The sequence below is a fragment of the Anabaena sp. UHCC 0204 genome (assembly GCF_009711975.1).
Classification (GTDB): domain Bacteria; phylum Cyanobacteriota; class Cyanobacteriia; order Cyanobacteriales; family Nostocaceae; genus Dolichospermum.
On sequence record NZ_VIKW01000009.1, the window covers coordinates 230938 to 256950 of the forward strand.

The window sequence follows — 26013 nt, forward strand, 5'->3', positions numbered from 1 at the left end:
GCACTCCGTAGGAATCGCGCAAACTCTGACTGAAGGTATCACTTGCCACCCAATTTCGGCGTTAGGTGGCAGCTTACCAAGCAAGAATTATGAATTATTTGGTCAATATCTGTAATCTTATCTCTAATGGTGAAGCTGTCATGCTGCCAAAATACGATATTTTATAATTACCCAAGATTCAGTGCCTTCCATGCGATAACCTATAGTGGGCAGTTGTGCGATAGCAACGCTAAGTCCGCAGGCATCGCACCAGGGGCAAAAAACTTTTAAATTTAGAACTATGAAAGCAGTTGGTATTGATTTAGGGACAACAAATTCCGAAGTGGCAATTGTCGAAAACGGACAGGTGCGGGTATTGCCAGGAGAAGATGGCGATCTGATTTTACCCTCCTGCGTAGGGTTTAGCGATACGGGTAAAGTGCTGGTGGGACGAGAAGCACTCCGTCAATATGCTGCGGCTCCCGAACGCACCGTAAAATCAATTAAACGCTGGATGGGAACTGACCACAAAACCACTTTAGGAGATAAAGAATACTTACCGCATGAAGTTTCCGCTATTATTCTCCGCGCCCTCAAACAACGGGCTGAAAATGCTTTAGGAGAAACAATTACCCAAGCCGTGATTACAGTTCCCGCTTACTTTACAGATGCTCAACGACAAGCAACTAAAACCGCTGGGGAAATAGCTGGTTTGGAAGTGCTGCAAATTATCAACGAACCAACGGCGGCGGCTTTAGCTTATGATTTGCGTTCCGAAGAGACAGAACGGGTTTTGGTTTATGACTTGGGAGGTGGGACTTTTGATGTGTCAGTAGTGGAAATTACAGGCGAAGTCACAGAAGTTCTAGCCACTCATGGTAATAACCGCTTGGGTGGAGACGATTTCGACAGGCTTTTGCAACTCTATTTAGTGGATCTATTTCGTAAACAGCATGGTGTGGATGTGCCAGATGATGCTGCCACCCAAGCGCGTCTCCTGCGAGCCGCAGAGCAGTTAAAAATTGATCTGAGTTCCCATGCCTTTGCCACAGTTCGAGAAGCTTTTTTAGGCAGTAAAGGCAAGACTGCATTACATCTAGAGACAGAAGTAGCGCGAACAGATTTGGAAAAATTGATTCGTCCTTTATTGACAGAAACCCTAGAGGCAATTGACCGCGCCCTCACAGATGCAGACCTCGCACCCAACGATATTGACCGGATTATTTTAGTTGGTGGTTCTACGCGCATTCCTCTGGTGCAAGAAATGATCTCAGAACATCTGGGACAAACTCCTAGTGATGGCATTCAACCAGACCTTTGTGTGGCATTAGGAGCAGCTTTACAAGCTGGGGTGTTGGTAGGTGAATCGGTTGATGCCATTCTTGTTGATGTGATTCCCCATTCCTTGGGTCTTTCTGCGGCTGTGTCTACACCAATGGGGATTATGCCGGGTTACTTCAGTGTGATTATTCCCCGCAACAGCGTTGTTCCCGTTTCTCGCTCTCAAGTTTATTGCACCGTGTTTGATGAACAAGAAATTGTAGAAATTGAAGTTTTTCAGGGAGAAAATGCGATCGCTGAAGAAAATGTTCCTCTAGGTGCTTTTAAGGTGGAAAACTTACCACCCAAACCAGCAGGAGACATTAAAATTGAGGTTCACTTTGACTTTGACATGAATGGGATTCTCACTGTCACCACGACTGAGAAAGGCAATGGGCAACAAGGAACGCTAGTAGTTAATAATGCAGGTATTCAGAAACTTTCTAGCCATGAATTGAAGCAAGCTAGGGCAGATTTAAATGCCTTGTTTGAAATTGATGAAACAATGGAAATCTCAACAGAAGAGACAATTTCCGCAGTAGAAATTGATCCTGAATTAACAGCACTTTTAGATCGCGCTCAACAAACACTTTTAACCATAGATTCTGAACAAGCAGAGGAATTACAAGACTTATTAGCTCAGATTGAAAATGCGATCACCTCCGGTGGGCGGAACGCCATCGCAAACAAGAGTGCAGAATTACCCCAGTTACAAGAAGAACTCTCAGATTTTCTTTACTATGCAAGTTCCAATGAGTCAGAGTGAGAAATCATGAAATGTCCTGTTTGTGGTGTAGTTTATCGTCCGACAAAGGGAACAGGGGAGCATAGGGGAGAAATTGACAGCAAGACTCCTCCTATTTCCTCTGTAACTTGTAGACGCTGCAAAGCCGATTTATCTGACTTGCTCAGTCTGCATGACCAAGCCATTTGGTATCACAGACAAGCATTGCATTTATTGTCAAAGGGGCATTATTTAGAAGCAACAACGCACAATAATCAAGCTCTCGCATTGTATTACAGTAATGCAGACTTCCATGCCTTAGCGGGGAAATTATCGGCATTGCAAGGAGAATGGAGAGAAGCGATCGCATCTTGGCAACAAGCACTTAAGTTTGATCCACAAAATGCGATCGCTTGTGATTGTCTACAAATGATCAAGCTCATGGCAAAAAATTATGTAAGTAGGTGAGTGTTAAAAATTGTCGTTGGGATAAGGGAACAGGGAACAGGAGTCGAAATTCTCTACAAGGGTTTTAATTAAAGCACATCTATTGTCTTTCTACCCAAGGTTTCATTAATAGCAGTTATTAATAACTCATTGAGAGGAATTCCCGCTGCTTTTGCCATAGAAGAGATGACACTTTTTGGGGCAAAAGAACAATACAAACCAGCTTCTAAAAACCAAGGTTCTCCGTTTGAATCAATGCGAAAATCAAATAAACTATAATGACGACAACCTAAAGCTTGATGACATTTTTTGGCTACTTCCTGAACCTTTTGAGTCATAGGATCATGAGTATCTACAATCCAGGCTTTTATATTATCTTTAGCAGTCAAATATAAGTTGCCATCATCTCCTTTTTGGAGTTTATCAGCATAGTTACGGATGGGTTTGTGAGAGTTTACTAGATATTCTTCTAGAGGTAAACCTACTAATTCCCCATCTTTAACAATGATGCCACATCTGACTTCTCGACCAAGTTCGATGTATTCTTCTATAATTACTTCCTCTGCATATTCAAACGCTGTTTTTAAAGCAGCATCGTATTCAGTAACATCTTTAACTAAAGATACTCCTAAAGAATTGTCAGAACTTACAGGTTTAACAACTACTGGAGGTGCAATTTTAGAAACGTCTCCAGAACGCAGAATTTCTCCATAAGGTACTTTTACCCCTGCTGCGGCGACAATTGCTTTAGTTCTAGCTTTGTTGGCTGTTATAGCCATAATATCTGGAGTATTACCTATGTAGGGAATCTTCAGCAACTCTAATAAAGCGCGATAATGTGTCATTCCCGGAATACAAAACATTTGTGGCAACGCTAGGTCAATGTTTTGCAATGTTAGAAACTCTATAGCCTCAAATAGTGGCATGGGTTTGGTAACAGCAATATCTTCTGGACTCAGAGAAGGAGGAAATCGCCACAGCAGATCAGGTGTAATATATGCAATCTGAAAATCATAACGTGATTTATCTGCTATTCCTGTCAAACAATCTTGAGCATAAAGGCGTGATAAATTACAGTAAAAATCATTATATGCAGACCCAACTAAATGAAGAATACGCAGTTTCGACATGATTTATTTTCCTATTTAATATCATAACTAGAGTTTAGAGGATGTTTGATATTAAAAACTTTAGATTCTCTTAAATTTCCCTGGCTTGGTAATTTTAGACACTGCTAGATCCCCCTAACCCCCCTTAATTCGTTGTGTACTAGAGTAAAAATCCCCCTTTTTAAGGAGGATCAGAAAATATTTGATACACCATGAGGGATTTTTAAAACATCTTCTAAGACCGCTGTAAAAACTTCTCTCCTCCAAGGAAAGAGGCTTTTAATAACCTGTCTTTTTCAGATTTTTGATCGCTTCATTAATTCCGGTAAATTTGATTAACTAAACTACCATTTTTGTCAACAACTTCAATATATAAAGGCATTTGTCCCATGGCATGAGTTGAACAACTTAAACAAGGATCAAAAGCCCGAATTCCAGCTTCGACACGGTTTAACATTCCCTCTTTTATTTCATCACCTTGGATAAAATGACGGGCAATTTGGGCAACTGTGCGATTCATTGCTAAGTTATTTTGACCAGTGGCAATAATCAAATTTACTTTTTCTATTAAACCATTTTCATCAACTTGATAATGATGAAATAAAGTTCCCCTTGGGGCTTCACTTACACCCACACCTTCTAGACAATTAATACTAGCTTCCGCACGGAGACGAGTTGATAAAATATCCGGATCATCAAGGATAATTTCTATATGTTCAATACAGGCTAAAATTTCAATTAACCTGGCATAGTGATAGAAAAATGATGATTGAACTGTACCTTTAGCATGAGAGCGAAATTCTTTTAATTCTGCATCTGCTAAAGGTGTACCAATATGAGTGCAAATATTCAATCTTGCTAATGATCCAACACGATACATTCCACTATCTAAACGACAATGATCTGTAGTATCAGGATAACCTAAAGGACGATAGTAAGGGGATTTTAAATAAGACTCACTTTGCACTCCTTCTCCGATAAATTCATGATATTTAGTGGGTTCAAGTTGATCAGCAACGATATTTCCTGCACTATCAACAAAACGAATTTGTCCGTCGTAGGTTTCCCATAAACCTTCAGGAGTAACTAAACCCATAAATAAACTAGGGAAATTTCCAAAGGTTTGCGCTTCTTTTTTGTAATCTTTTAATAAGCCTTTAAATAAATTTATGGCATTAAGAATAGTAGCCCTAACTTCAGGAATCCGTTGTTGAATATGGCTGCGATTTTCTTCAGTTAATGGTTCACGAACTCCACCAGGAACAGCCCAAGCAGGATGGATTTTTTTACCTCCTAATAATTCAATAATTTCTTGTCCAAATTGCCGTAAACGAATTCCACCTCTCGCTAATTCTGGTTCAGCAGCAATTAAACCAAAAATATTTCGGTTTTTAGGTTCACTATCCATGCCCAATAATAGGTCAGGGGCGCTGAGGAGAAAGAAGCTGAGGGCATGGGATTGGAGTATTTGACCTAAATTCATCAAACGGCGTAATTGAGTGGCTATTTTGGGGATTGTCACAGCGAGAATGCGATCGCCTGCTTTGGCTGATGCTAATAAGTGACTCACTGGACAAATACCACAAACTCTGGCTGTAATTCCCGGCATTTCTGGGAAAGGACGACCAACACAAAACTTTTCAAAACCACGAAATTCTGTAACATGAAAACGAGCATCATTTACCTGACCTTCATCATCTAAATAAATGCTGATTTTCGCGTGTCCTTCAATGCGGGTAACAGGATCAATAATAATTTTTTTCATAAAAAATATAGCGTTTCCTAATGTACAAATTTATCTGCGTTTATCCGCGTTTATCATCTTCTATCTGCGGTTAATTCTTTCTTGGTTTACCTCACTTAGATGGTAATAATAAAAAATGTAAGGTTGGGTAGAACGTAGATACCCGAAGGATAGTGAAACTCAAAAAAGTTGAGGGAATGTTGGGTTTTCTTGCGTCAACCCAACCTACAAATTACAAATCGTAAACCCTAGATTCTGCGGCTTCTGGATACTCATTACAGTAATCTTCAAAGGCAGTTTTCAGAGGTTTTTCGGCACGTTGGTGAGACATTTCTGCTTGTATTTCTTCTACCACATCCCAAGCGGCTGCACATTCAGCGGAATTTATGCCTTTTTCTGCACAAACAATTCGAGCTTTTTTAATTTCATCTTGTAATTCTTGTTCTAACAAAAATGAGCGCGGTTTTTCTAAACAACTACTCCGAGCCAAAATATCACTCAGGGAGATAATTCCTAATAGTTTACCACCAATTACAGGCGCACGTCTGAGATGATGATTAGCAAATAATCTGGCTACATATTCTAAACCTAATTCTGGATTTACAACAATACAAGGTTTAGTCATAATTTCATAAACGCGGACTGTATTCGGATCTTTAGCATAGGCAATTACCTTATAAACAATATCGCTTTCTGTGATAATTCCATAAGCATCTTCATCATAACGACGATCTACAATTAATGCTCTCCAATCTCTCACTCGCATTAAATCAACGGCTTCTTTTACTGTGGCTGAACTACGAATCATTGCCACATCTTTTGTCATTACATCTGCTGCTGTTAACATAAGTCACCTCGGAAAAAAATAGAAGTCAGGAGTCGTAGGGGCGAAGCATTCGGGCGATAAATTATCGGTTTTTCCCAAGTTTATTTTCCGAATGCTTCGCCCTTACAGGAGGAAAGAAGAAGAAGAAAGAAGAAATACTAATTAACCAAATTTTATCATTTCTCGACCGCTAATTTCTGGTTTTTCTCCCTTTAATAAAGGTTCAATTGCTGCCCGAATGCGTGATGCTGAAGGGGGACAACCAGGTAGATAAATATCTACAGGTACTACATAATGAACGGGTACGACTTTATCTAGTAAGGGGGGAACAATACCTGGTAAATTGGGAATTTGCTGGTTAACATCTGATTGTTGAATATAAGCTAATTGTAAAGCAGATTCAGCACCACCGGAAAGATTTCGTAAAGCGGTAACATTACCAGTAACAGCACAATCACCAAAGGAAATTATTGTTTTAGTGCGGTTTCTGATTTTGTGAATTAATTCTAGATGTTCTGCATTGGCGATCGCTCCTTCAATTAATACTAAATCTACACCTTCTGGATATTCTTTAATATCAGCAAATGGAGTATAAACTATATCTACTTGTGCGGCTAAGTCTATTAACCATTCATCCAAATCGAGAAAGGACATATGACAACCAGAACAGCCGCCTAACCATACTGTTGCTAATTTTATTTTAGTCATATTTTGTCCTTTTCAGTTGTAATTAATGATTGCCATTCTTTAACTACAGAAGTAGGAACAGAGATATTAATGAAGTTTTTACCAGGAACAGGAATTGATAAAGTTAAAGATTCTAGAGGTAATTGAGGTAATATCTCATTCAAGTTATATTGACCGATAGTGGGACCTGGGGCTTCCTCTAAAAATACATCAGCAGCACTCCAAATTTGACCTGTATTGGAGGTAATTTTTAAAGGTTGGGGATGAATTAATTCAGCAGAACTAGGAAACCCAACTAAGCGAAGATTAATATTAGATGGTTGATCAGGATAAACTTGTTTAAATAAAACAACTTGCCAAACTTTACCTAATTGATCATCTAATTTTACTTGTGAGCGATAAATAACTTCTTCTGGTGGATTTCCTAATTGAGTGACAGCAGCAATTACTGTATTGGATGTGAAGTTTACTAAACCCAGGAATATAAATGTTGTCAATATTCCCACTACAAGGATTCGTTTAAATATTTGTCGAATATGGTATAGCATCAGGGTAATTTTTGGTGAGTTATTCATGGTTAGGATGTTGCTGGGAAAATAATTAAAAATTCCATTGTTTTTTCTGTCTTGCGGTTACTAAGAAATCAATTTCACCACGATTATGAATCATTTCCCCCACACTTGCACCTTTATTAAATAGCGCCCCTGTGGGACAAGCATTAACACATTTACCACAGGAAGTACAAGTTTGAGAAGTTCCCCAAGGCTGATTTAAATCAGTAATTACGTGAGATTTTGTACCTCTTCCTGCCATATCCCAAGTATGAGCGCCTTCGATTTCATCACATACCCGAATACAGCGAGTACAAAGAACACAACGATTGTGATCTACGCCAAAAAGATGATGAGAAGTATCAACAGAACGAGAAGGAAAGTGATATTCTAGCCGTACATGATCCATGCCCATTTCTATGGCTAAATCTTGCAATTCACAATGATCATTACTGACACAAACTGAGCAAATATGATTACCTTCGGCAAATAGCATTTCTACAATTGTACGACGATATTTTTGCAAGCGATCGCTATTTGTATTTACCTCCATTCCTTCAAAAACTTTTGTCACACAAGCCGGTTGTAATTTATTACTTCCCGCAATTTCTACCAAGCATAAACGACAAGCACCCACATCTCCTACACCTTCTAAATGACACAATGTAGGAATATGAATACCCGCATCTTGCGCCGCTTCTAGTAAAGTTTCATCCTCACGGGCGCTAACCAATTCGTCATTTATTGTTAAAGTTTTAACAGGCATAATAATTTGGTGATTGTCAGTCGTCAGTTGTTCGTTGTCAGTTGCAAAAGAATATTTTTCTCCCCTACTTCCTCTCCCTTCTTACTGTCACCTGTCACCTGTTCCCTGTCACCTAATTAAAGCTAAATACTCATCTCGAAAATATCGCAAAGTGCTAAAAACTGGATTTGGTGCAGATTGTCCTAAACCACACAAACTTGTGTTTTTTACCATGTCACAAAGTTCCTCCAGCAAATCCAAATCAGCTAGTGAAGCTTCCCCTTTACTAATCTTTGTTAATAAACCGTGTAATTGCACAGTTCCCACTCGACAAGGAATGCACTCACCACAAGATTCATCCATGCAGAATTCCATAAAAAAGCGGGCGACATCTACCATATTTGTAGTTTGATCCATCACAATCATCCCACCCGAACCCATGATTGAACCCAACGCGGTTAAAGATTCATAATCTACAGGTGTAGCAAAAGCCGACGCAGGTATACATCCCCCAGAAGGACCGCCGGTTTGTACTGCTTTAGCAATACCACCATCAGGAACACCTCCACCCATTTCTTCAACGATCGCTTGTAAGGATGTTCCCATTGGCACTTCAATTAAACCCGTATTGCGGATTTTTCCAGCTAACGCAAATACCTTTGTACCTTTACTTTTACCAGTGCCGATATTAGCAAACCACTCCGCACCTTTACGGATAATTGGCGAGATATTGGCAAAGGTTTCCACATTGTTGATTAACGTCGGATAGCCCCATAAACCGGACTCAGCGGGGTATGGTGGACGGGGATGAGGGAGACCGCGTTTACCTTCAATAGAAGCCATTAAAGCCGTTTCTTCACCGCACACATAAGCACCTGCACCGATACGGATTTCTACTTTAAAATCAAAGGGAGAGTCAAAGATTTGTGAACCGAGCAGTCTTAAACGTTGGGCTTGATGAATTGCCGTTTCTAGACGTTTAATAGCAATGGGATATTCGGCTCTAATATAAATATAACCTTGATTTGCACCGATCGCATAAGCAGCGATCGCCATTCCCTCCAAAACCCGATGAGGATCACTTTCTAATACACTGCGATCCATAAATGCACCAGGATCACCTTCATCAGCATTGCAGATCACAAACTTTTTCTCGCTTGGCGATTTTGCTACCGTTGCCCATTTTAAACCCGTCGGATAACCAGCCCCACCTCGTCCCCGTAAACCGCTTTTAGTAATGGTTTCCACTACCTGAGAGGGTTTCATTTCCCGCAGCACATGGTAAAGGGCTTGATAACCATCAGCGGCAATATACGCTTGAATCCGTTCGGGATCAATTTTACCGCTATTTTCGAGAACAATAGGCAATTGACGGCTAAAAAATGGCTGATTTAAATCACCCTGATTTAAATTTGTGACTTCTCCATTTACCCCCGCAATAATTTCTGCTGCATTCTCTGGGATAACTTTTTGATACAACTTTGATTCTGGAGAATTTGCCAAAATTTCCACCTGTACCAATGCGCCCTGACAGCACAAACGCATACAACCCACACCAGAAACTTGCACAGTATCTTGTAAACTCGCAGCTTTGACAGATGCTTCTAAATTATCTTTCACAGCTTGGGAATTAGAAGACAGACAACCCGCAGCAGTACAACACCGAATTTGTACAGATTTCTGTTGAGAACGTTCTTTTTGGGCAATTTCTAATAATTCATGTAGTTCCATTTTGTAACCATTCTCCCACTTTCTCGCAAACTGATTCCGGGGTTTGATAACCTAAAACAGCACCATCAAAAACCACAGCAGGGGCAATTCCACAAGCACCCAAACACCTAGCTGTCATCAGAGAAATTTGACCATCTGTAGTAGTTTCTCCTGTGTGAATTTGCGTAAATTTTTCCAACCGAGTGAGGATATTCTGAGCGCCTTTTACATAACAAGCAGTACCCGTACATACCACACAGTTATGAACCCCTTTCGGTGCAAGGGAAAACAAATGATAGAATGTAGCCACCCCATAAACCCGACTAGGTGGTAATTTCAGGCTATGGGAAATATAAAGCAATAAATCCAGTTCTAAATAACCAAAAAGTTCCGAAGCCCGGTGCAGAATTTCAATAAGTGCATCTTGTTGATATTGATGACGCTTAATAGTTGCGTCTAACATCTTCAAACGCTTATCTCCACTGGGATGAATTGAAGAAGGTGGAACTGATGTTTTCATTTTTTTTCCACTTCAAAGAGACTGATAAGAGGTAAAAATATTTACCAATTACTGTTTGTTTTATACAAATTTGGCGTTGCTGATTAACGGTATGAATTTTAGTCTCACGCAAAGGCGCAAAGACGCAAAGGTAAGAGTTTTAAAGGTTCAATTTAGGAATTTATACCTCAATATGGCTATCAGAAACGCCACAAACTTCAATTTTATGTGAGACTGCACAGAATCATAAAATCCATGAATTCATCTGCGTTTATCTGCGTTTATTTGCGGTTAATAATTCTTGAAACTTATTCTATGCAGCTTCATCGTAATTTCGTATTAATTACTAAAAGTGGTAGTTTCTGAAGTAACCTCTGCCGCTTGAGAACTAATAGGAATATGGACAATTTGCACAGAACAAGGTGCATGATGTAAAACATAGTTACTCACACTACCGAGAAAGAATTCCGCCAGCCCAGAACGTCCTCGTCGTCCAATAATGATTAAATCAGCATTCCAAACGGTTGCTAATTCACAAATCTTCCGTCCTGGGCTACCAGTATTTTGAGTAAATTCCGTATTAATGCCAGATGTATTCGCTTGGGCGCTAAATGACTGTAACATCTGCAAACTTTCTTTTTTGAATTTGTCCCAATGCTCTTGGTACAATTTAAACGTTTGCTCATTCCAGCCAGGATAGTAATCAATATTGGGGTAAATCAGTGCGTCAGGACTACCCTCTTCTTCTTGTGATAAAACGTGCAGTAACATTAAGTTTGCGGATGTTAACTTTGCTAAAGTTACGCCTTGTTTAAAAACTTCTCTGCTTAGTTCTGAGCGATCTAACGCCACTAAAATTTTATTAAACATATATACCTCTATATTACCTTGCCTAGCATTGACAATTACTGTATCCGGTTCAAAGCCTCCCTTAGTAACTACTCATATTTATACATAAAGAATTTGAGGAACTTGTGAGGATAGATTTCCAAGTTTGATATTTACCCTAGACAAAAAAGCATAAAATTACATCTCAACTGAGATAGATTAACAAATATTAAATTTTATTTTTCAGTAGCAATAATGTGTAAATCTATTTTTTTATCTCTAATTAGCTCCAGTAATCGTTGGGTAAAAGAGCTTTTCAACAATATTTTCCATCGTGGCTGTTGACTTTCACCGATAACTATTTGGGTGATATGATGAGTTGTTGCAACTTGGGAAATTGCTTGAGGAACATTGTTACTTTTCACCTGGATAAATTCACCACCAAATTCTTGACAGAGTTTTTCACAAGTATGAATATGCAAACTTTCTTCTTTACTAAGAAACCGTTCAGGATCTGCAATAAATACAGTATAAAACTTAGCATTCATAGAATTGGCAAGTCGCGCCCCACGCCGTAATAATTGAATTGAATTAGGATAAGTAGATACACACACTAAAACTCGTTCATGAATATTGCAAATTTGTTCAGGAGAGATAGAAGTATTTGCCTCTTCTTCAACAGTATCTGCAACTTCTCTTAACGCCAATTCTCGCAAAGCAATCAAATTACGCCGCTGAAAAAAGTTTTTTAGAGATTGCTCAATATTATTAGCGGCATAAATTTTTCCCTCCCGTAAACGTTCTTCTAAGGTTTCAGGAGTCACATCAATTACAACCACAGCGTCAGCTTCATCTAAGAGAATATCGGGAATACATTCCCGCACCACAATACCCGTAATTGCTGCGACTACATCATTCAAACTTTCCAAATGTTGAATATTAACAGTAGAGTAAACATCAATCTCTGCTGCTAACATTAATTCTACATCCTGATAGCGTTTTTCCCGATGTGAACCAGGTACATTTGTATGAGCTAATTCATCAACTAAAACCAGTTGGGGAGAACGATTTAAAATTGCCTCGGTGTCCATTTCTTCGAGGTTGATATTCTTGTAAAGAATAGTTTTTTTAGGAATTACCTCCAATCCTATAGCTTTTATAGCCGTGTCTTTGCGTCCATGAGTTTCTAAAAAGCCAATGACAACATCAATACCTTCTTGTTTAAGTTGATGTGCTTCCTCCAACATTTTATAAGTTTTCCCCACACCAGGAGCCATACCAATAAATATTTTATGTTTTCCGCGTTTGGCTGTGCGGATATAAGAATTATCGGGGGTCTTGGGTTTCATCCTCAATCACCTTTGTTGGTAACTGTCACATTATTTACATTAGTAATTGCATTAGTTTGATTTTTGTTTCAATCCTCAATCACCTTTGTTGGTAATTGTCACTTCACGCTGAAGACTAAAGGTATCAAATATAAGTTACCTGTTTCAATCCTCAATCACCTTTGTTGGTAATTGTCACCTGATTTCTTCTTGTAAATCACCTAGACCCGACGTGTTTCAATCCTCAATCACCTTTGTTGGTAATTGTCACCGCACTTATAGATATGGCGTATTTATTAGGACGATCGTTAAGTTTCAATCCTCAATCACCTTTGTTGGTAATTGTCACCAGCTGATGAATCTGTATACAGTTGCTTTTATTACTCATGTTTCAATCCTCAATCACCTTTGTTGGTAATTGTCACCTCCCTAGATAATTCGCGGCGTTGAGTTTCAATGTTTCAATCCTCAATCACCTTTGTTGGTAATTGTCACTTGTAGCTTATAATGCTTAGTTAAGTAGTTCTAATTGTTTCAATCCTCAATCACCTTTGTTGGTAATTGTCACCTTCCGTATATCGTCCGTCATCTTCAGTAATTGTTTCAATCCTCAATCACCTTTGTTGGTAATTGTCACGATCCCGTTCTCAAAGAACTTAATAAAGCCGCGAAGGTTTCAATCCTCAATCACCTTTGTTGGTAATTGTCACACTAAAGTGTTGAGTGGCGATCGCCGTATCACCATGTTTCAATCCTCAATCACCTTTGTTGGTAATTGTCACTGCTGACCTCTCAAACCCTTGGAAATAAAGGATTTCCAGACAGATTTGCGCGAGCCACCCCATAATACCCCATTCCAGCCGACAGCACAAGAGCAAAAAACGCTGAAACCCTTACAGTGCAAGGTGCGCGAGGGTATACGATCGCCCATAACCTGAAATCCAGATAGTGCAAGAGTTTCCAGCTTAGTCATAGTCACTTCGATTTAACACCCACCCCCTCGCGCATTTTTAAGCCAACCTTGTCAAAGTTACACCATCAGGTAGTTTCAATTCATCATCAAACACCACTTGATAATCAGCAAAACTGCGGGGTACATTCACAGTAGATTCTATTTTTAGTTTATCAAACAACTCATGCACAGGAGCATTACCATATTTACTGGCATGACTAAAAACATACAAACCACGACAAGCCATAAAACCCCGTGCAGAAGAACGGTCAAATTCCCAAGCCTTCATTAAAGCTTGCCAAAACAATTCTAAATCACGTTCAGACACACAACCAGATTTTTCCGCCAAATGGGGATTATAAAACACATGAGATTTATACAAACCATAGGGTAAAACCTCCTTTCTCCCCATAGTTTTATTATCCTTTTTAGTACCATCTTTTTTAGCCGTTTCCTCAGTTGCAGCACAACGAGTAATACTCACAGATTGAGGAAAAACAGGATCAATACTGCGAGAAAAACTAATTTGCATGGGTCCCCAAACTTGACCAGCTTTTAAACCAGTAGAAAGCACAGCCCCAAACATTCTTAAATCATAAAAATTTTGCTGCATCCATTTTGCAACCTCTAATTGTTGTTCTGGTGTTCCTTCTTTTTGTGGTAAACCTACAGCAGTATAAGCGCGACTGATTTTTTCATTTAAAACACTTCCTTCCTCCACAAATATTTTATATTTTTCTGGTGTAGATTCATCTTTTCCAACCATCTCTACATAGTTTCTCACCTTGCGTTTTAAACAAGCATCAGTCACCAAACCTTGATTAGTTTGGGGGTCAACTCGCGGTTGATTTCCGGCATCTGGATCACCATTGGGATTACCATCAAGACAATCAAATAATAAAATTGCATCGTGTTTTTTTGTAGGGTCTAAATGTACAGTCATGATTTTTATTCCTCGTTATTTTTTCAGAGTTTTATTAGTGAAAATGTAGGGACATTCCATGGAACATCTTTACATATATAGCGGTTCTCGCTTGAGTAAGATACATGATCATCACTTCCTATTCATCTACTTCATCTACTGTTTTAGTAAAATACTCAGCCCGTTGTTGCCACCAACCTTGAAAAAACAAAGCTTGAGATTTTAAATCTAGAACTTCTGGTAGTTCAGAAATATTAAACTTCTCAAATTCTCTTGTGAGTAATTTTTTAGTTTTTATCTTTCCTCCTGCTTCTAAATGATAATGAGTACAACCATGACAAAGCCTAGCAAACACCTGAGTAGGAGTAGAAGATAAAGCCTTGAGACTACGCATGACATTAGTATTATCTTCACTCATCTTTTGAGCATCAATTTGGGCTTGGTGCATTAAAAAGGCAATTCTTCCCAAAATATAAGCATTGTCTAAAACTTTTTGGTCTGTGTTCATATTGTCTCTATTTGTCGCTAAATAAACTGCTAAACCTTGAAATCTAGGACGAGTAAAAGATTTTTCACTACATATCCTATCAATGATTCTGTAAGCATATTCATCAGGTAAACTTTCACCCAAAAAAGCAGCCTTAACTAATGCAGTTGCTATCCTATCAGTGTGTTCTTTAGCAGCATTCAAAAAAGCAGTATTGCACAACATCCAAATAGGACTAGGTGATAAATCATTAACTTGCTGACATTCTACAAACTGCCCAATAGAATCTTTGATTTTTTGGGTAGTAACTTCACTCCAACCACTAACGGAAATTCTGCCTTTATTGCCTTTGAGAATCGCTAGATAAAACTTACTAGATTTGAGATCTTCTAAGTTAAACCTTTTAGGACTATGGGGACTAGCAAAAATAGATTCAAAAGCCAGATTTTCCCAGATTTCAGGATTAATACCTTCCCCTTCTTCCTCACCCCAATAGACAAAAACCTGTTCTCCTAATTTATAGCGGTTGGTGTTACTATTCAATAAAAAATCTAAAGCCTTATGAAATCTGACAGCACTTGTAAAACCAATGGGAGCATTAATATTTCCATCCCAGCCATGAGACTGATAAGCAGCTTTATCAAAACTACTAATAGCAGCCCCAGAAGTAGAAGAACCAGGAACACCTTTAACCATCATCGGCATTTTCCGCCCCATTGTAGGAGTCTTTTCACCTGTTAATAAACAAACACCATCAACGGTATCTTGTTTACTAGCATAATAATTAGACCACCATTTTTGCATTGCGGGAATTTTGGTAATTTGCTTACCATTAAACATGAATACAAATCTATCCCGACACCAATCTATATTTGCTGCTGGTGGATAAGCTGCGGTTAACTCTGGTGTGATTTTCTCCACAGTTGTATTAGTGATAAAATCATAAACCGCTTTTACCGCTTCATGGTTAGTTTCTTGTAAACATCTTTCTAGAAGTTGTAAATAAAGTTGATGACGTTTTGCACCTCTATCTCCAGCACCAAAAACATATTCTCCCCCATCATCAATTAATAATGTTTCATCACCATTCCGCCGTAAATCTGGAACTAATATTTTTTTACCAAATTTAGGTTTACCCTTATCACCTTTTGGGGGTGTTTCCAAAACACTAAAACTCTCTAAAGGTAAATTAATTTGCCAATGACAAACACATTCACCAAAACCAATTGGCGTGAGTTTATTATCCTGTTCTAAAGCATTTCCTAGTTGATTTAATTCTCGTAACATACTCGCCCATCTCTCATGATAAAGTGAGCAAATTCTGTAACCACATTACCCTTAACAAAACCTTCAGAAGTCTGCCAAGAAACAGCCCCTTTTTTATCAGGAATAAAGTGCATTTGTTTAGGCATTAATCCTAAATCTAATTCCCCTTTTAACTCCGGTGCGGGTTTATCTTCTGCGGAGGGAAAACCAAAATAGGCTATATATTCTCGACAGCCAAAATATGGCTGCTTAAAACATTGTCCTTTTTCAATTCTGCGTTTTATTTGGGCTGCATATTTATTAGATAAATCTTCCTCAGTCTGTAAATCAAAGTTGAAATCAACGATATAAGCAACATCACGTAATATGACATGATTTCTTTGAGCGCGATCGCTCACAGCCGTGTATCCACCTATACCATCATTCTTCATCCATTTTTTAGCATTTCCATAGATTTGTTTGGACTGCACCATGTTACGGTGTATAGTGAATGTACTAATTGGATTTAATACCGTAATATAATTAATCTTGTACTTAATCTCTGGTTTCCAGAAAATAGACTCCAGTACACCAACAGCCGCAGTAAAGGGCATTACCTGGTAACTGTGCGGTTCAGCTTTAAATTCTGGTCTTGTAAATAATGCCCACTCACCCCATATTTTTAACTGCATAGTCTAGACTAAAAACATTTTATTAATTATAGATACGAATGAACTACTTAGCAAGAATTACTCCTGATAAATGCGAACAACTACTAGCAGAACATTTACACAATGTGGCTGAAATGTCTGCAAGTGCTGTACCCCAAGAATTTCAAGCTGTAGCCAGATATGCAGGTTTATGGCATGACTTGGGTAAATATCAGCACAAATGGCAGGAATATCTCAAAAATAACGGTAAACGAGTTGTACACTCTCCACATGGTGCAGTTTTAGCGTTACAAATGGCAAAAAAAGAACCTCCAGCAATGGCTTATATTATTGCTGGCCATCATTCTTGTCTATCTGAACGGTTAAGAATTAGAGGAAATGAATATAAACAATTAGCAGCAGGTTTAGAAGAATGTTTGGAAAATGCTCAACAAGAAATTGCTGATTTTATACCTGAACAATTACCAGATATTAATTTACCTAAATTACGCCGAGAATTTGCTATTAGAATGTTATTTTCTGTCTTAGTTGATAGTGATAGATTAGACGCTCAAAGATTTGAAAATTCTCTAAAACAAGAAGATTTTACATATACTTGGAATCATGATTTAAATTTATCAAATTCACAAAATACAATTAGTATAGCTAGAAAAATTTTTGCTCAACATTGTACCAACAAAAGTGAATTACCAAAAGGAATTTTTAGATTAACTGGACCTTGTGGAATTGGTAAAACCATTGCTAGTGCTAATTTTGCTTATTTACACAGTCAAAAAAATCAAATGTCCGGTATAGTTTACGTAGGACCCCTAAAAAGCATCATTGAACAAACAGCAGATGTTTATCGGCAATTATTTGGAGAAACAGCAGTATTAGAACATCATTCAGGATATGAACCAGAATTAGCAGAAGTTAAAGAATATAAATTAAATACAGAAAGATGGGATAAACCCGTAATTGTCACCAGTGGAGTACAGTTTTATGAAAGTTTATTTGCTAATCGTCCTACAAAATGCCGTAAATTACAAGGTTTAATCAATAAAGTTATTTTATTAGATGAATCTCAATCTATTCCAGCTAATTTAGTCCGGCCAATATTAAATATATTAAATACCTTAGTTACAGATTGGGGATGTACAATAGTATTGATGAGTGCTACACAACCAGCTTTTCATAACCTTGATGATGATTTAATTAATGTTGTTGATATTATTCCCGAAGATGAAACTACGAGATTATTTCAACAACTTAACCGTGTTGATTATCAATACATTTTAGATATTTGGGAATGGGAAAATATAGTTTCTAGTATTCAAGAATCTGGATTAAATCAAGGTTTAATTATTGTCAATACTACAAAACTAGCTGGAGAAGGATATCAAATACTATCGGAAAAATTTCCAGAAAAATGCTTTCATCTTAGTTCCCGAATGTGTCCTGCTCATCGTTCCCAAATTCTTACCAAAGTGCGACAATTATTAAAAGATGAAAAACCCTGTTTTTTAATTAGCACTCAAGTTATAGAAGCTGGTGTTGATGTGGATTTTCCCATAGTTTATCGTCAACTTGCACCTTTAGATTCTATCATTCAAGCAGCGGGAAGATGTAACCGAGAAGGTAAACAAGACAAAGGTAATGTAATTATTTTTAATATGTCATCTTCCAACCCACCCGGATATATTTACCGGACTAATTTAACTAAAAAGATATTAGCAAAATATGACTTAAACGGTGATATATTACCTATTATTCAAATGTATTTTAGTAGTTTATTCAATCAGAATCATGATGGTGGTGTAGATATTCAAAAACTAAGAGAAAGTTATGATTTTCCTGAAGTTGCTAAATCAGTGAAAGTGATTGATGATGAACATCAAACATCTGTAGTTGTCAAATGGGGAGATAGTGAAAAATTAATTGCCCAAATGCAAAATCAAGAATATTTAACAGAATTAGATTGGCGAAAATTACAACAATTTACCGTAAATATTCCTAAAAATGATAAATTTACCAATTATACCCAAATCGGAAAAATTGATGTTTGGATAGGAGATTATGATCAAAAAATAGGAATTATGGAATGATATGATTAAACTTTATTGAATAAGTCTTTTCGTGAAGGATAGGAGTCAGGAGTCAATACTGTTCGGTTAAGAGATAGTGCAACCCAACAAAAATCCGTAAATGTTGGGTTTCCTAACGTCAACCCAACCTACGTGATTTAATGTTTTTAGGTTAACAGACAAGTATTGAGTCAGGAGAAAGAAGAAAAAAGGAATCACCTGTCACCTGTTAATTATTTTCAGTCAATTCATTTTAACCTGTGGATTTAGCAAGCCCTAACTACCGTGGATGAAGACAGAAAGAAACGTCAAATAGTAGAATGTCTAAAGTTGTCTAAATCGTATATAGCAGGCAGCAATCATGGAACAATCCGACAAAAAGCCAGGGAAAACATCCCGACGTGGGTTTCTAGGACAGGCACTTACTACAGCCGGAGCAGCAATTACTGTTCCTTCATTGCTTAATCAAGGAAGCGTAGCCAAAGAAACTAATCCAGGAGGCAAAGGTGAGATGAATGTGACACTGAATGTCAATGGTGAGCAACGCGCCCTAACTGTTGAGCCGCGTGTTACCCTCCTTGATGCCCTGCGGGAACGCTGGGGATTAGTGGGGAGTAAAAAAGGCTGTGATCATGGACAGTGTGGCGCTTGTACCGTACTTATTGATGGACAACGAGTTTATTCTTGTCTTTCCTTGGCAGTCATGCAGGAAGGAAAAAAAATTGTCACCATTGAAGGACTAGCAACAGGGAATACTCTCCACCCCATACAAGCTGCCTTTATTGACAACGATGGGTTTCAGTGTGGTTACTGCACACCGGGGCAAATCTGCGCTTCTGTGGCTTTACTAGAGGAAGTTAAACGCGGTTGTGCCAGTGCTGTTACCTCAGATTTGAATAATCCTCCCCAGTTAGCTCAACTTTCAGAAGCGGAAATCAAGGAGCGATTGAGTGGGAATCTCTGTCGGTGTAGTGCTTACAATGGGATTGTCGCCGCAGTCCAACAGGCCATTGGTCAAAAACCCCCTTCCCCGATGGCAAATGTGATGGTTTCTGAGGGAATACAAGCATCATGAATAATTTTACCTATATTCGCGCCACTTCAGTCAAAGATGCCGTCAACAGAGCGGTAGCCGATGATAATGCCATGTTTATCGGTGGGGGGACAAATTTAGTCGATCGCCTGAAAGCCTTTTTAGACGAGCCATCACAACTGATTGATATCTCTCGGTTGCAGATGCAAAGCATTGAAAAAATGGCTAATGGTAGTTTGCGAATCGGGGCATTGGTGACAAATACGGCTTTAGCTGATCATGCCGAGATCCGCCGCAATTATCCCATATTAACCAGGGCAATTCTCTCCGGTGCATCTCAACAAATTCGCAATATGGCCACAGTCGGGGGAAATCTCCTGCAAAGAACTCGTTGCCCCTACTATTACGATACTGCCTTTCTTTGTAACAAAAGAGTGCCTGGAAGTGGTTGTGCCGCCGCAACAGGGATTAATCGGATGCACGCTATTTTAGGTGCTAGTGATCAATGTGTGGCAGTTCACCCCTCGGATATGTGCGTGGCGCTGGCAGCTTTAGATGCTGTGGTAGAAGTAGAAGGTTCTCAGGGTAAACGACAAATCCCCTTTGTTGATTTCCACCGTCTCCCAGAAAATACACCCCAGCGAGATAGTAATCTAGCACCAGGTGAATTAATTAGCGCCGTAATTTTACCGCCTGTATCCTTTGCAAAATCTGGAGTTTATCTAAAACTGCGCGATCGCACTTCTTACTCTTTTGCTTTAATATCAGTAGCAGCGGCTTTAGAATTGGCTGGGGAAAAAATTAAAGATGTCCGCTTGGCTCTAGGTGGAGTCGCACATAAACCTTGGCGAGCCACAGCAGCAGAAAAGTTTTTAATAGGTAAATCGGCAGATATCGCCACATTTACACAAGCTGCAGATATCGCTTTACAAGGAGCAAAACCCTTGGCTGATAACGGTTATAAAATTGAACTCACAAAGCGGGCAATTCGTCGCGCCCTCAAGGTTTCGGCTCAAGGAGGAGGCATCGTATGAATAATACAATAATTGGGACTGGCATTAACCGCAAAGATGGACAAGCAAAGGTAACAGGTACAGCAACCTACGCAGCCGAACATCAAATACCCAATTTAATACATGGTTATCTCGTAACTGCTAGTATCGCCAATGGGAAAATTAAAAGTATCAACACCCAAGCCGCAGCAACAGCACCAGGGGTAATTACCGTTTTCACCCATAAAAATGCCCCGAAAATTTTTAAGCCCACTAACAACTTTGTCAACTCCAAAATCTACGAAGCACGGCTACCATTAGCAGATGACACAATTCATTATGCTGGGCAGATTATTGGCTTAGTAGTAGCAGATACCTTTGAACAAGCAAGAGACGCAGCCCATTTAGTTAAAGTTGAATACACCACCCAAAAACCCATTTTAGACCCCAAACAAGCTACCTTTAAAAATGCTCCTTCCATGTTTGGGGAAGAAATGAAATTTGAAAAAGGGGACTTTGCCACCGGGAATTTTGCCGATAGTATGGCAGGTGCAGCAGTAAAGATTACAGCTACCTACAAAACAGCCACAGAACTGCACGCTCCAATGGAACCTCATGCCATTATTGCTCACTGGCAAAATCCCGATTCCCTGACTGTCTATGAAGCAACTCAGTGGGTAGCTGGTAGCCAGAACACATACTCAGAACTTTTTGGACTCACACCGGAGCGAGTACGGATTGTTACGCCATTTTTAGGGGGAGGATTTGGTTCTAAAGCTTTTCCCTGGCCTCATGGAATTCTCTGTGCAGCAGCGGCTCGGAAACTTCAGCGGCCTCTGAAAGTAGTTCTCAGTCGCCGACAAATGACAGCCAATTCTGGACACCGTTCGGCAACTGAGCAAACAGTTCGTTTAGCCGCAAATGCTGATGGTAGTTTGCAGGGAATTGAACATACTGCTAAATCATATACTTCCCCTGTTGATGTTTTTGCTGAACCCTGTACAAATATCACCGCAGTCATGTATGCTGCCCCCAATTTGCGCCTCCAGCAAGAATTGGCAGTGATGAATATCGGTACACCCACGTTTATGCGTGCGCCTGGAGAAAATCCTGGTTTATATGCCCTAGAGTCAGCAATGGACGAGTTGGCGTGGGAGTTGGGAATAGATCCCATAGAACTACGGTTAAAAAACGAAACTCAGGAAAATCCCCGGCGTGGTTTACCTTTCTCTGCTAAACATTTTGCGGAATGTCTGCGGGTGGGTGCAGAACAATTTGGTTGGCAAGAAAGACCGAAAAAACCTCGTTCCCTGACTCGTGACGGCAAATTAATTGGTTGGGGAATGGCTGGTTGCACTTTTCCCGGTTTACGAGGTGCTGCTTCTGTGAAAATCAGGCTTTTAGCAGATGGTACGGCTCATGTTCTCACCAGTGGGAATGATATGGGTACGGGTGCATATACTATTGTGGCAAGTACAGCAGCGGCAGGTTTAGGACTACCTGTGGAAAAGGTGCGGGTGGAATTGGGTGACTCTCTATTCCCCAATGGTAGTATTGCCGGGGGTTCACAAATGACTGCAACCTTAATTCCTGCGGTAATGGTAGCTTGTGAGGAAGTTCTCAAAACTGCCCAAGCTAAAACTGCCCAGGAGGCTTTTGCAAGTCTGCGTCAATCTCAACGGGCAGCTTTTGAAGCAACAGGCTCTTCTGCTCCTGGTCAAGAGGGTAGTAAATGGGCTTTCCAGTCCTGGGGCGCACATTTTTGCGAAATCAGTCTTGATGAGGAAATCGGGCGCTTACAGGTGACGCGGTGGGTGTCTGTGATGAATATTGGTAAGGTGATGAATGCTAAAACCGCAGCTTCTCAAATTCGGGGGGCTGTAATTATGGGAATTGGGCAAGCTTTAATGGAGGAGTGCCATTTTGATCCCAATATCGGTTATCCCGTGGTTTATGATCTGGCTACTTACCATTACCCAACTCATGCAGATATTCCCCGGATTCAAGTCTCTTTTGTGGGTGAACCGGATTTGAATTTTAATCCGGCGGGGGTTCGTGGTGTGGGGGAAATTGGGATTACAGGTGTTGCACCAGCGATCGCTAATGCCATCTATCATGCTACAGGTAAACGTATTCGTGATCTACCCATCACCCCTGATAAGTTTCTCTAAGATACAAGGTTGGCGTTAAAAATTGTCGTTATGACAAGGGAACAGGGAACAGGGAACAGGGAACAGGAAGAGAATTTTGAGTGGTAGAGACGTTCCATGGAACGTCTCTACACGCATCCTCGACTCTACCTGGTTCAAAAGAAATAAGGCGTTGCTGAATTAGGGTATGAAATTCAAGAATCAATGATTTCAAACTCTTACTCTCTGTAGACTCTGCGCCTCTGCGTGAAACAAAATCATACTCTTAATCAGCAACACCAGAAATAAAAATACCCAATATTTGAAAAATTACCTGAAGTATAGACTTTAGAGGTATTCGCATTCATATCTAACCTTTATCCTAGAAAGGATAGCGAGCTAATGGAGAGAATTCGTGGAATTTTTATCCGATTCCGTTGTGTTATCACGGATGCAATTCGCACTCACGGCAATATTTCATATGCTTTGGCCTGTCCTGACTACAGGTATGGGGATCTATTTGGTGATAGTTGAAGGATTATGGCTGAAAACTCGCAACCCAGATTATTACTTACACGCGCGGTTTTGGTCAAAGTTCTACGTCCTTAATTTTGGGATTGGTGTAGCTACTGGTATACCAATGGAATTTCAATTTGGGACGAATTGGGCCCCATTCTCGGAAGCTGTAGGTAACTTTTTTGGTAGTGTAATTGGCTTTGAAGCATCTTGGGCATTTATGCTGGAAGCTGCTTTTTTAGGCATTATGTTATTTGGTTGGGAGCGTGTCAACCCAACTATTCATTATCTTTCCACAATTTTGGTAGCTGTTGGTGCTAACCTCTCAACTTTATGGATTTTAACCGCTAATTCTTGGATGCAAACCCCCGCAGGTGGAGAATTAGTTGATGGTAAATTTGTGGTTCATGATTATTTTCAAGCAATTTTAAATCCTTTCATGGTTAATAGTGTGCTGCATATGTTTTTTGCCACACTGGAAACATCTTTATTTGTGATTGGGGGAATTAGTGCTTGGTATATTTTGCAAAGACGAAATACAGCTTTCTTTTCTAAGTCTTTGAAGATAACTATAGCAGCAGCGATCGCAGTTGCACCATTGCAAATATATATCGGACATCTTAGTGGTGAACAAGTTTATCACTATCAACCCACAAAATTAGCCGCAATGGAAGCACAATGGAATTCTTCACCTGCGGGAAAACCTGCTGATTGGAGTTTATTAGCTATTCCTAATGAAAAAGCTGAGAAAAACGACTGGGAAATTACTATTCCCAACGGACTAGGTTATATTCTCGAATTTAAACAAAATCTTTCTCAACCGCTACGAGGTTTAAAAGAATGGAAACCCGAAGATAGACCAAAAATGGTAGGTTTAATTTATTATGCCTTCCGCGTCATGATTGGTATTGGTTTTTTCTTTGTTGGTTTAATGTTATTCAGTACCATGCAATGGTTACGGGGTAAACTTTCAGCCGACAATATTAGTCAGCAAGGTTGGTTAATGTGGGGTTGGGTTTTCGCTGCACCTTTAGGTTATATTGCTGTGGAATCAGGTTGGATTGTCCGCTGTGTGGGAAGACAACCTTGGGTACTTTATGGACAAATTCGTACTGTAGATGCAGCTTCTCATTTACCTGCTAGTAATGTGTTGGTTTCTCTTTCTGCTTTTGCTACAGTTTACAGTATTTTATTTATTGCGGCTTTGTATTTTGGTAGTCGCATTATTCGCAAGGGTCCAAATTTTGATTTACCAATTCCTGGTGTAGAAATTACTAAACCCGCAGTAGATACAACACCTGGAGAATTTACACCAGATGAACGTCCTATAGAAGCACAACAATAAAATTAGGATTTACGCACAAGCAGCGGAAAAATGAACCACGAAGGCACTAAGAACACGAAGGGAAGAAAGTTAAAAAGGTATTTTGCGTATGATTCCTTCTTCCTGAATACTAAGCCCTAAATAAAGCAATTTATGGAAACATTACAATATTTTCTTCCCCAAGTTTGGTTTGTGATTTTAGCTTTATTTCTCTTTCTCTACGTCATGTTAGATGGTTTTGATTTAGGCGTAGGAATATTATCTCTCACTTCTTCTGATGAAGAACGTCGGGGGATTTTGATGACAAGTTTAAGTAATATTTTGGATGCTAATGAAACTTGGTTAGTTCTCATGGCTGGAGGTTTATTTGGCGCATTTCCTCTGGCTTATGGCACAATTTTAAATGCTTTATATATCCCAATTTTGGTAATGATATTCGGCTTTATTTTTCGGGGTGTAGCCTTTGAATTTCGGGAATTATCCCGACGCAAATTATTTTGGAATTTGGCTTTTGGTGCAGGAAGTTTTACGGCTGCACTGGGTCAAGGTTTTGCGTTAGGTGCAGTTTTACAAGGTGTTAATGTTGATAAAAAAGGGCATTTTATCGGTAGCACTTGGGATTGGTTAAGTTTACCTTCGATATTAGTCGCTTTAACTTTAATTCAAGGCTATGTTTTGATTGGTTCTACATATTTAGTTTGGAAAACCACGGGAGAATTACAAGAGACTCACTATAAAACTGCAAAACTTGCAGCTTGGACAACTTTAATCGGGGCAATTTTAATTACAATTACCACACCCATAATTTATGAAGGTGCGAGAATGCGTTTGTTTCAAAAGCCATTAGTTTATATCTTTGCGGTAATTCCTGTTTTAGGAATATGGTTAATTTGGCAACTATTACAAAGTTTAAACCGCAAGGAAGAACGCGCACCTTTTGTCTGGACTATTTTGTTATTTGTTTTGACATTTCTGGGTTTGGGTTTGATTGTTTTTCCCTATATTATCCCCAGACAAATTACAATTTATGAAGCTGCTGCTGATCCTAGTTCCCTAGTAATTATGATCATTTTTATCGGTTTCCTGATTCCGGTGATGCTGTTTTATAATCTGTATCAGTATATTGTCTTCCGAGGTAAGGTCACTGGTGACGAGTACGGAGAATGAAACACAAAATATAAA

The 26013-nt window shown here is 39.2% G+C and carries 21 protein-coding genes and 1 CRISPR repeat array; of the genes, 8 read left to right on the forward strand and 13 right to left on the reverse strand.

The window, feature by feature from the left end:
- Window positions 1-280: 280 nt before the first annotated feature.
- Both FJR04_RS10215 and FJR04_RS10220 read left to right on the forward strand, forming a co-directional pair.
- Window positions 281-2065: an Hsp70 family protein gene (locus FJR04_RS10215; protein ID WP_168494222.1), complete on the forward strand. Its 1785-nt coding sequence runs from the start codon at window positions 281-283 to the stop codon at window positions 2063-2065.
- 6 nt (window positions 2066-2071) lie between these two features.
- Window positions 2072-2491: a tetratricopeptide repeat protein gene (locus FJR04_RS10220; protein WP_168494224.1), complete on the forward strand. Its 420-nt coding sequence runs from the start codon at window positions 2072-2074 to the stop codon at window positions 2489-2491.
- Window positions 2492-2559: 68 nt separating this feature from the next.
- Here FJR04_RS10220 and FJR04_RS10225 read toward each other — a convergent pair whose 3' ends face one another.
- The 13 genes from FJR04_RS10225 to cas5c form a co-directional block, all read right to left on the reverse strand.
- Window positions 2560-3600, reverse strand: coding sequence for a D-alanine--D-alanine ligase (locus FJR04_RS10225; RefSeq protein ID WP_168494226.1), 1041 nt, complete (start codon window positions 3598-3600; stop codon window positions 2560-2562).
- A gap of 295 nt (window positions 3601-3895) precedes the next feature.
- The gene (locus FJR04_RS10230) at window positions 3896-5344 is read right to left on the reverse strand and encodes a Ni/Fe hydrogenase subunit alpha (protein ID WP_168494228.1); all 1449 of its coding nucleotides are present in this window, start codon (window positions 5342-5344) and stop codon (window positions 3896-3898) included.
- 211 nt (window positions 5345-5555) lie between these two features.
- Complete coding sequence (locus FJR04_RS10235; protein ID WP_168494230.1) at window positions 5556-6170, reverse strand: CP12 domain-containing protein; 615 nt, start codon at window positions 6168-6170, stop codon at window positions 5556-5558.
- 141 nt (window positions 6171-6311) lie between these two features.
- A complete protein-coding gene (locus FJR04_RS10240) occupies window positions 6312-6857 on the reverse strand; it encodes an oxidoreductase (protein ID WP_168494232.1) in 546 nt (181 codons plus the stop codon).
- Window positions 6854-7411, reverse strand: coding sequence for a DUF3122 domain-containing protein (locus FJR04_RS10245; protein WP_254445250.1), 558 nt, complete (start codon window positions 7409-7411; stop codon window positions 6854-6856). The genes FJR04_RS10240 and FJR04_RS10245 overlap by 4 nt, the downstream gene beginning before the upstream one ends.
- 25 nt (window positions 7412-7436) lie before the next feature.
- The gene (gene hoxU / locus FJR04_RS10250) at window positions 7437-8153 is read right to left on the reverse strand and encodes a bidirectional hydrogenase complex protein HoxU (RefSeq protein ID WP_168494234.1); all 717 of its coding nucleotides are present in this window, start codon (window positions 8151-8153) and stop codon (window positions 7437-7439) included.
- A 108-nt stretch (window positions 8154-8261) separates the two neighbouring features.
- Window positions 8262-9863 carry a NuoF family protein gene (locus FJR04_RS10255; protein WP_168494236.1) on the reverse strand — a complete coding sequence of 534 codons (1602 nt, stop codon included), beginning with the start codon at window positions 9861-9863 and terminating at the stop codon, window positions 8262-8264.
- Window positions 9850-10362, reverse strand: coding sequence for a bidirectional hydrogenase complex protein HoxE (gene hoxE, locus FJR04_RS10260; protein WP_168494238.1), 513 nt, complete (start codon window positions 10360-10362; stop codon window positions 9850-9852). Before hoxE ends, FJR04_RS10255 begins: the two co-directional genes overlap by 14 nt.
- A gap of 318 nt (window positions 10363-10680) precedes the next feature.
- Window positions 10681-11211, reverse strand: a complete 531-nt coding sequence (locus tag FJR04_RS10265) for a universal stress protein (RefSeq protein WP_168494240.1) — start codon at window positions 11209-11211, stop codon at window positions 10681-10683.
- Window positions 11212-11405: 194 nt separating this feature from the next.
- Window positions 11406-12488 carry a sensor protein KdpD gene (locus tag FJR04_RS10270; RefSeq protein ID WP_371717678.1) on the reverse strand — a complete coding sequence of 361 codons (1083 nt, stop codon included), beginning with the start codon at window positions 12486-12488 and terminating at the stop codon, window positions 11406-11408.
- A 22-nt stretch (window positions 12489-12510) separates the two neighbouring features.
- Window positions 12511-13279: direct repeats of the CRISPR family, unit length 37 nt; unit sequence GTTTCAATCCTCAATCACCTTTGTTGGTAATTGTCAC.
- A gap of 228 nt (window positions 13280-13507) precedes the next feature.
- Entirely contained in the window at window positions 13508-14392 is an 885-nt protein-coding gene (gene cas7c / locus FJR04_RS10275; protein WP_168494244.1) for a type I-C CRISPR-associated protein Cas7/Csd2, read from the reverse strand.
- Between the two features lie 118 nt (window positions 14393-14510).
- Window positions 14511-16145, reverse strand: a complete 1635-nt coding sequence (locus FJR04_RS10280; RefSeq protein ID WP_168494246.1) for a type I-C CRISPR-associated protein Cas8c/Csd1 — start codon at window positions 16143-16145, stop codon at window positions 14511-14513.
- Window positions 16130-16795 carry a type I-C CRISPR-associated protein Cas5c gene (cas5c, locus tag FJR04_RS10285; protein WP_168494248.1) on the reverse strand — a complete coding sequence of 222 codons (666 nt, stop codon included), beginning with the start codon at window positions 16793-16795 and terminating at the stop codon, window positions 16130-16132. Before cas5c ends, FJR04_RS10280 begins: the two co-directional genes overlap by 16 nt.
- A 38-nt stretch (window positions 16796-16833) precedes the next feature.
- Between cas5c and cas3 the strand changes: the two genes are divergently transcribed.
- The 6 genes from cas3 to cydB all read left to right on the forward strand — a co-directional run bounded on the left by cas3 (window position 16834) and on the right by cydB (window position 25998).
- Window positions 16834-18858: a CRISPR-associated helicase Cas3' gene (cas3, locus tag FJR04_RS10290; RefSeq protein ID WP_168494250.1), complete on the forward strand. Its 2025-nt coding sequence runs from the start codon at window positions 16834-16836 to the stop codon at window positions 18856-18858.
- A gap of 340 nt (window positions 18859-19198) precedes the next feature.
- Window positions 19199-19912 carry a 2Fe-2S iron-sulfur cluster-binding protein gene (locus tag FJR04_RS10295; RefSeq protein ID WP_168494252.1) on the forward strand — a complete coding sequence of 238 codons (714 nt, stop codon included), beginning with the start codon at window positions 19199-19201 and terminating at the stop codon, window positions 19910-19912.
- Window positions 19909-20904, forward strand: coding sequence for a xanthine dehydrogenase family protein subunit M (locus FJR04_RS10300; protein WP_168494254.1), 996 nt, complete (start codon window positions 19909-19911; stop codon window positions 20902-20904). The genes FJR04_RS10295 and FJR04_RS10300 overlap by 4 nt, the downstream gene beginning before the upstream one ends.
- Window positions 20901-23033: a xanthine dehydrogenase family protein molybdopterin-binding subunit gene (locus FJR04_RS10305; RefSeq protein ID WP_168494256.1), complete on the forward strand. Its 2133-nt coding sequence runs from the start codon at window positions 20901-20903 to the stop codon at window positions 23031-23033. Before FJR04_RS10300 ends, FJR04_RS10305 begins: the two co-directional genes overlap by 4 nt.
- Before the next feature lie 373 nt (window positions 23034-23406).
- Window positions 23407-24852 (forward strand): cytochrome ubiquinol oxidase subunit I, encoded by a 1446-nt coding sequence (locus FJR04_RS10310; protein WP_168494258.1) that lies wholly within the window; start codon window positions 23407-23409, stop codon window positions 24850-24852.
- 132 nt (window positions 24853-24984) lie between these two features.
- Complete coding sequence (cydB, locus tag FJR04_RS10315; protein WP_168494260.1) at window positions 24985-25998, forward strand: cytochrome d ubiquinol oxidase subunit II; 1014 nt, start codon at window positions 24985-24987, stop codon at window positions 25996-25998.
- Window positions 25999-26013: the final 15 nt, after the last annotated feature.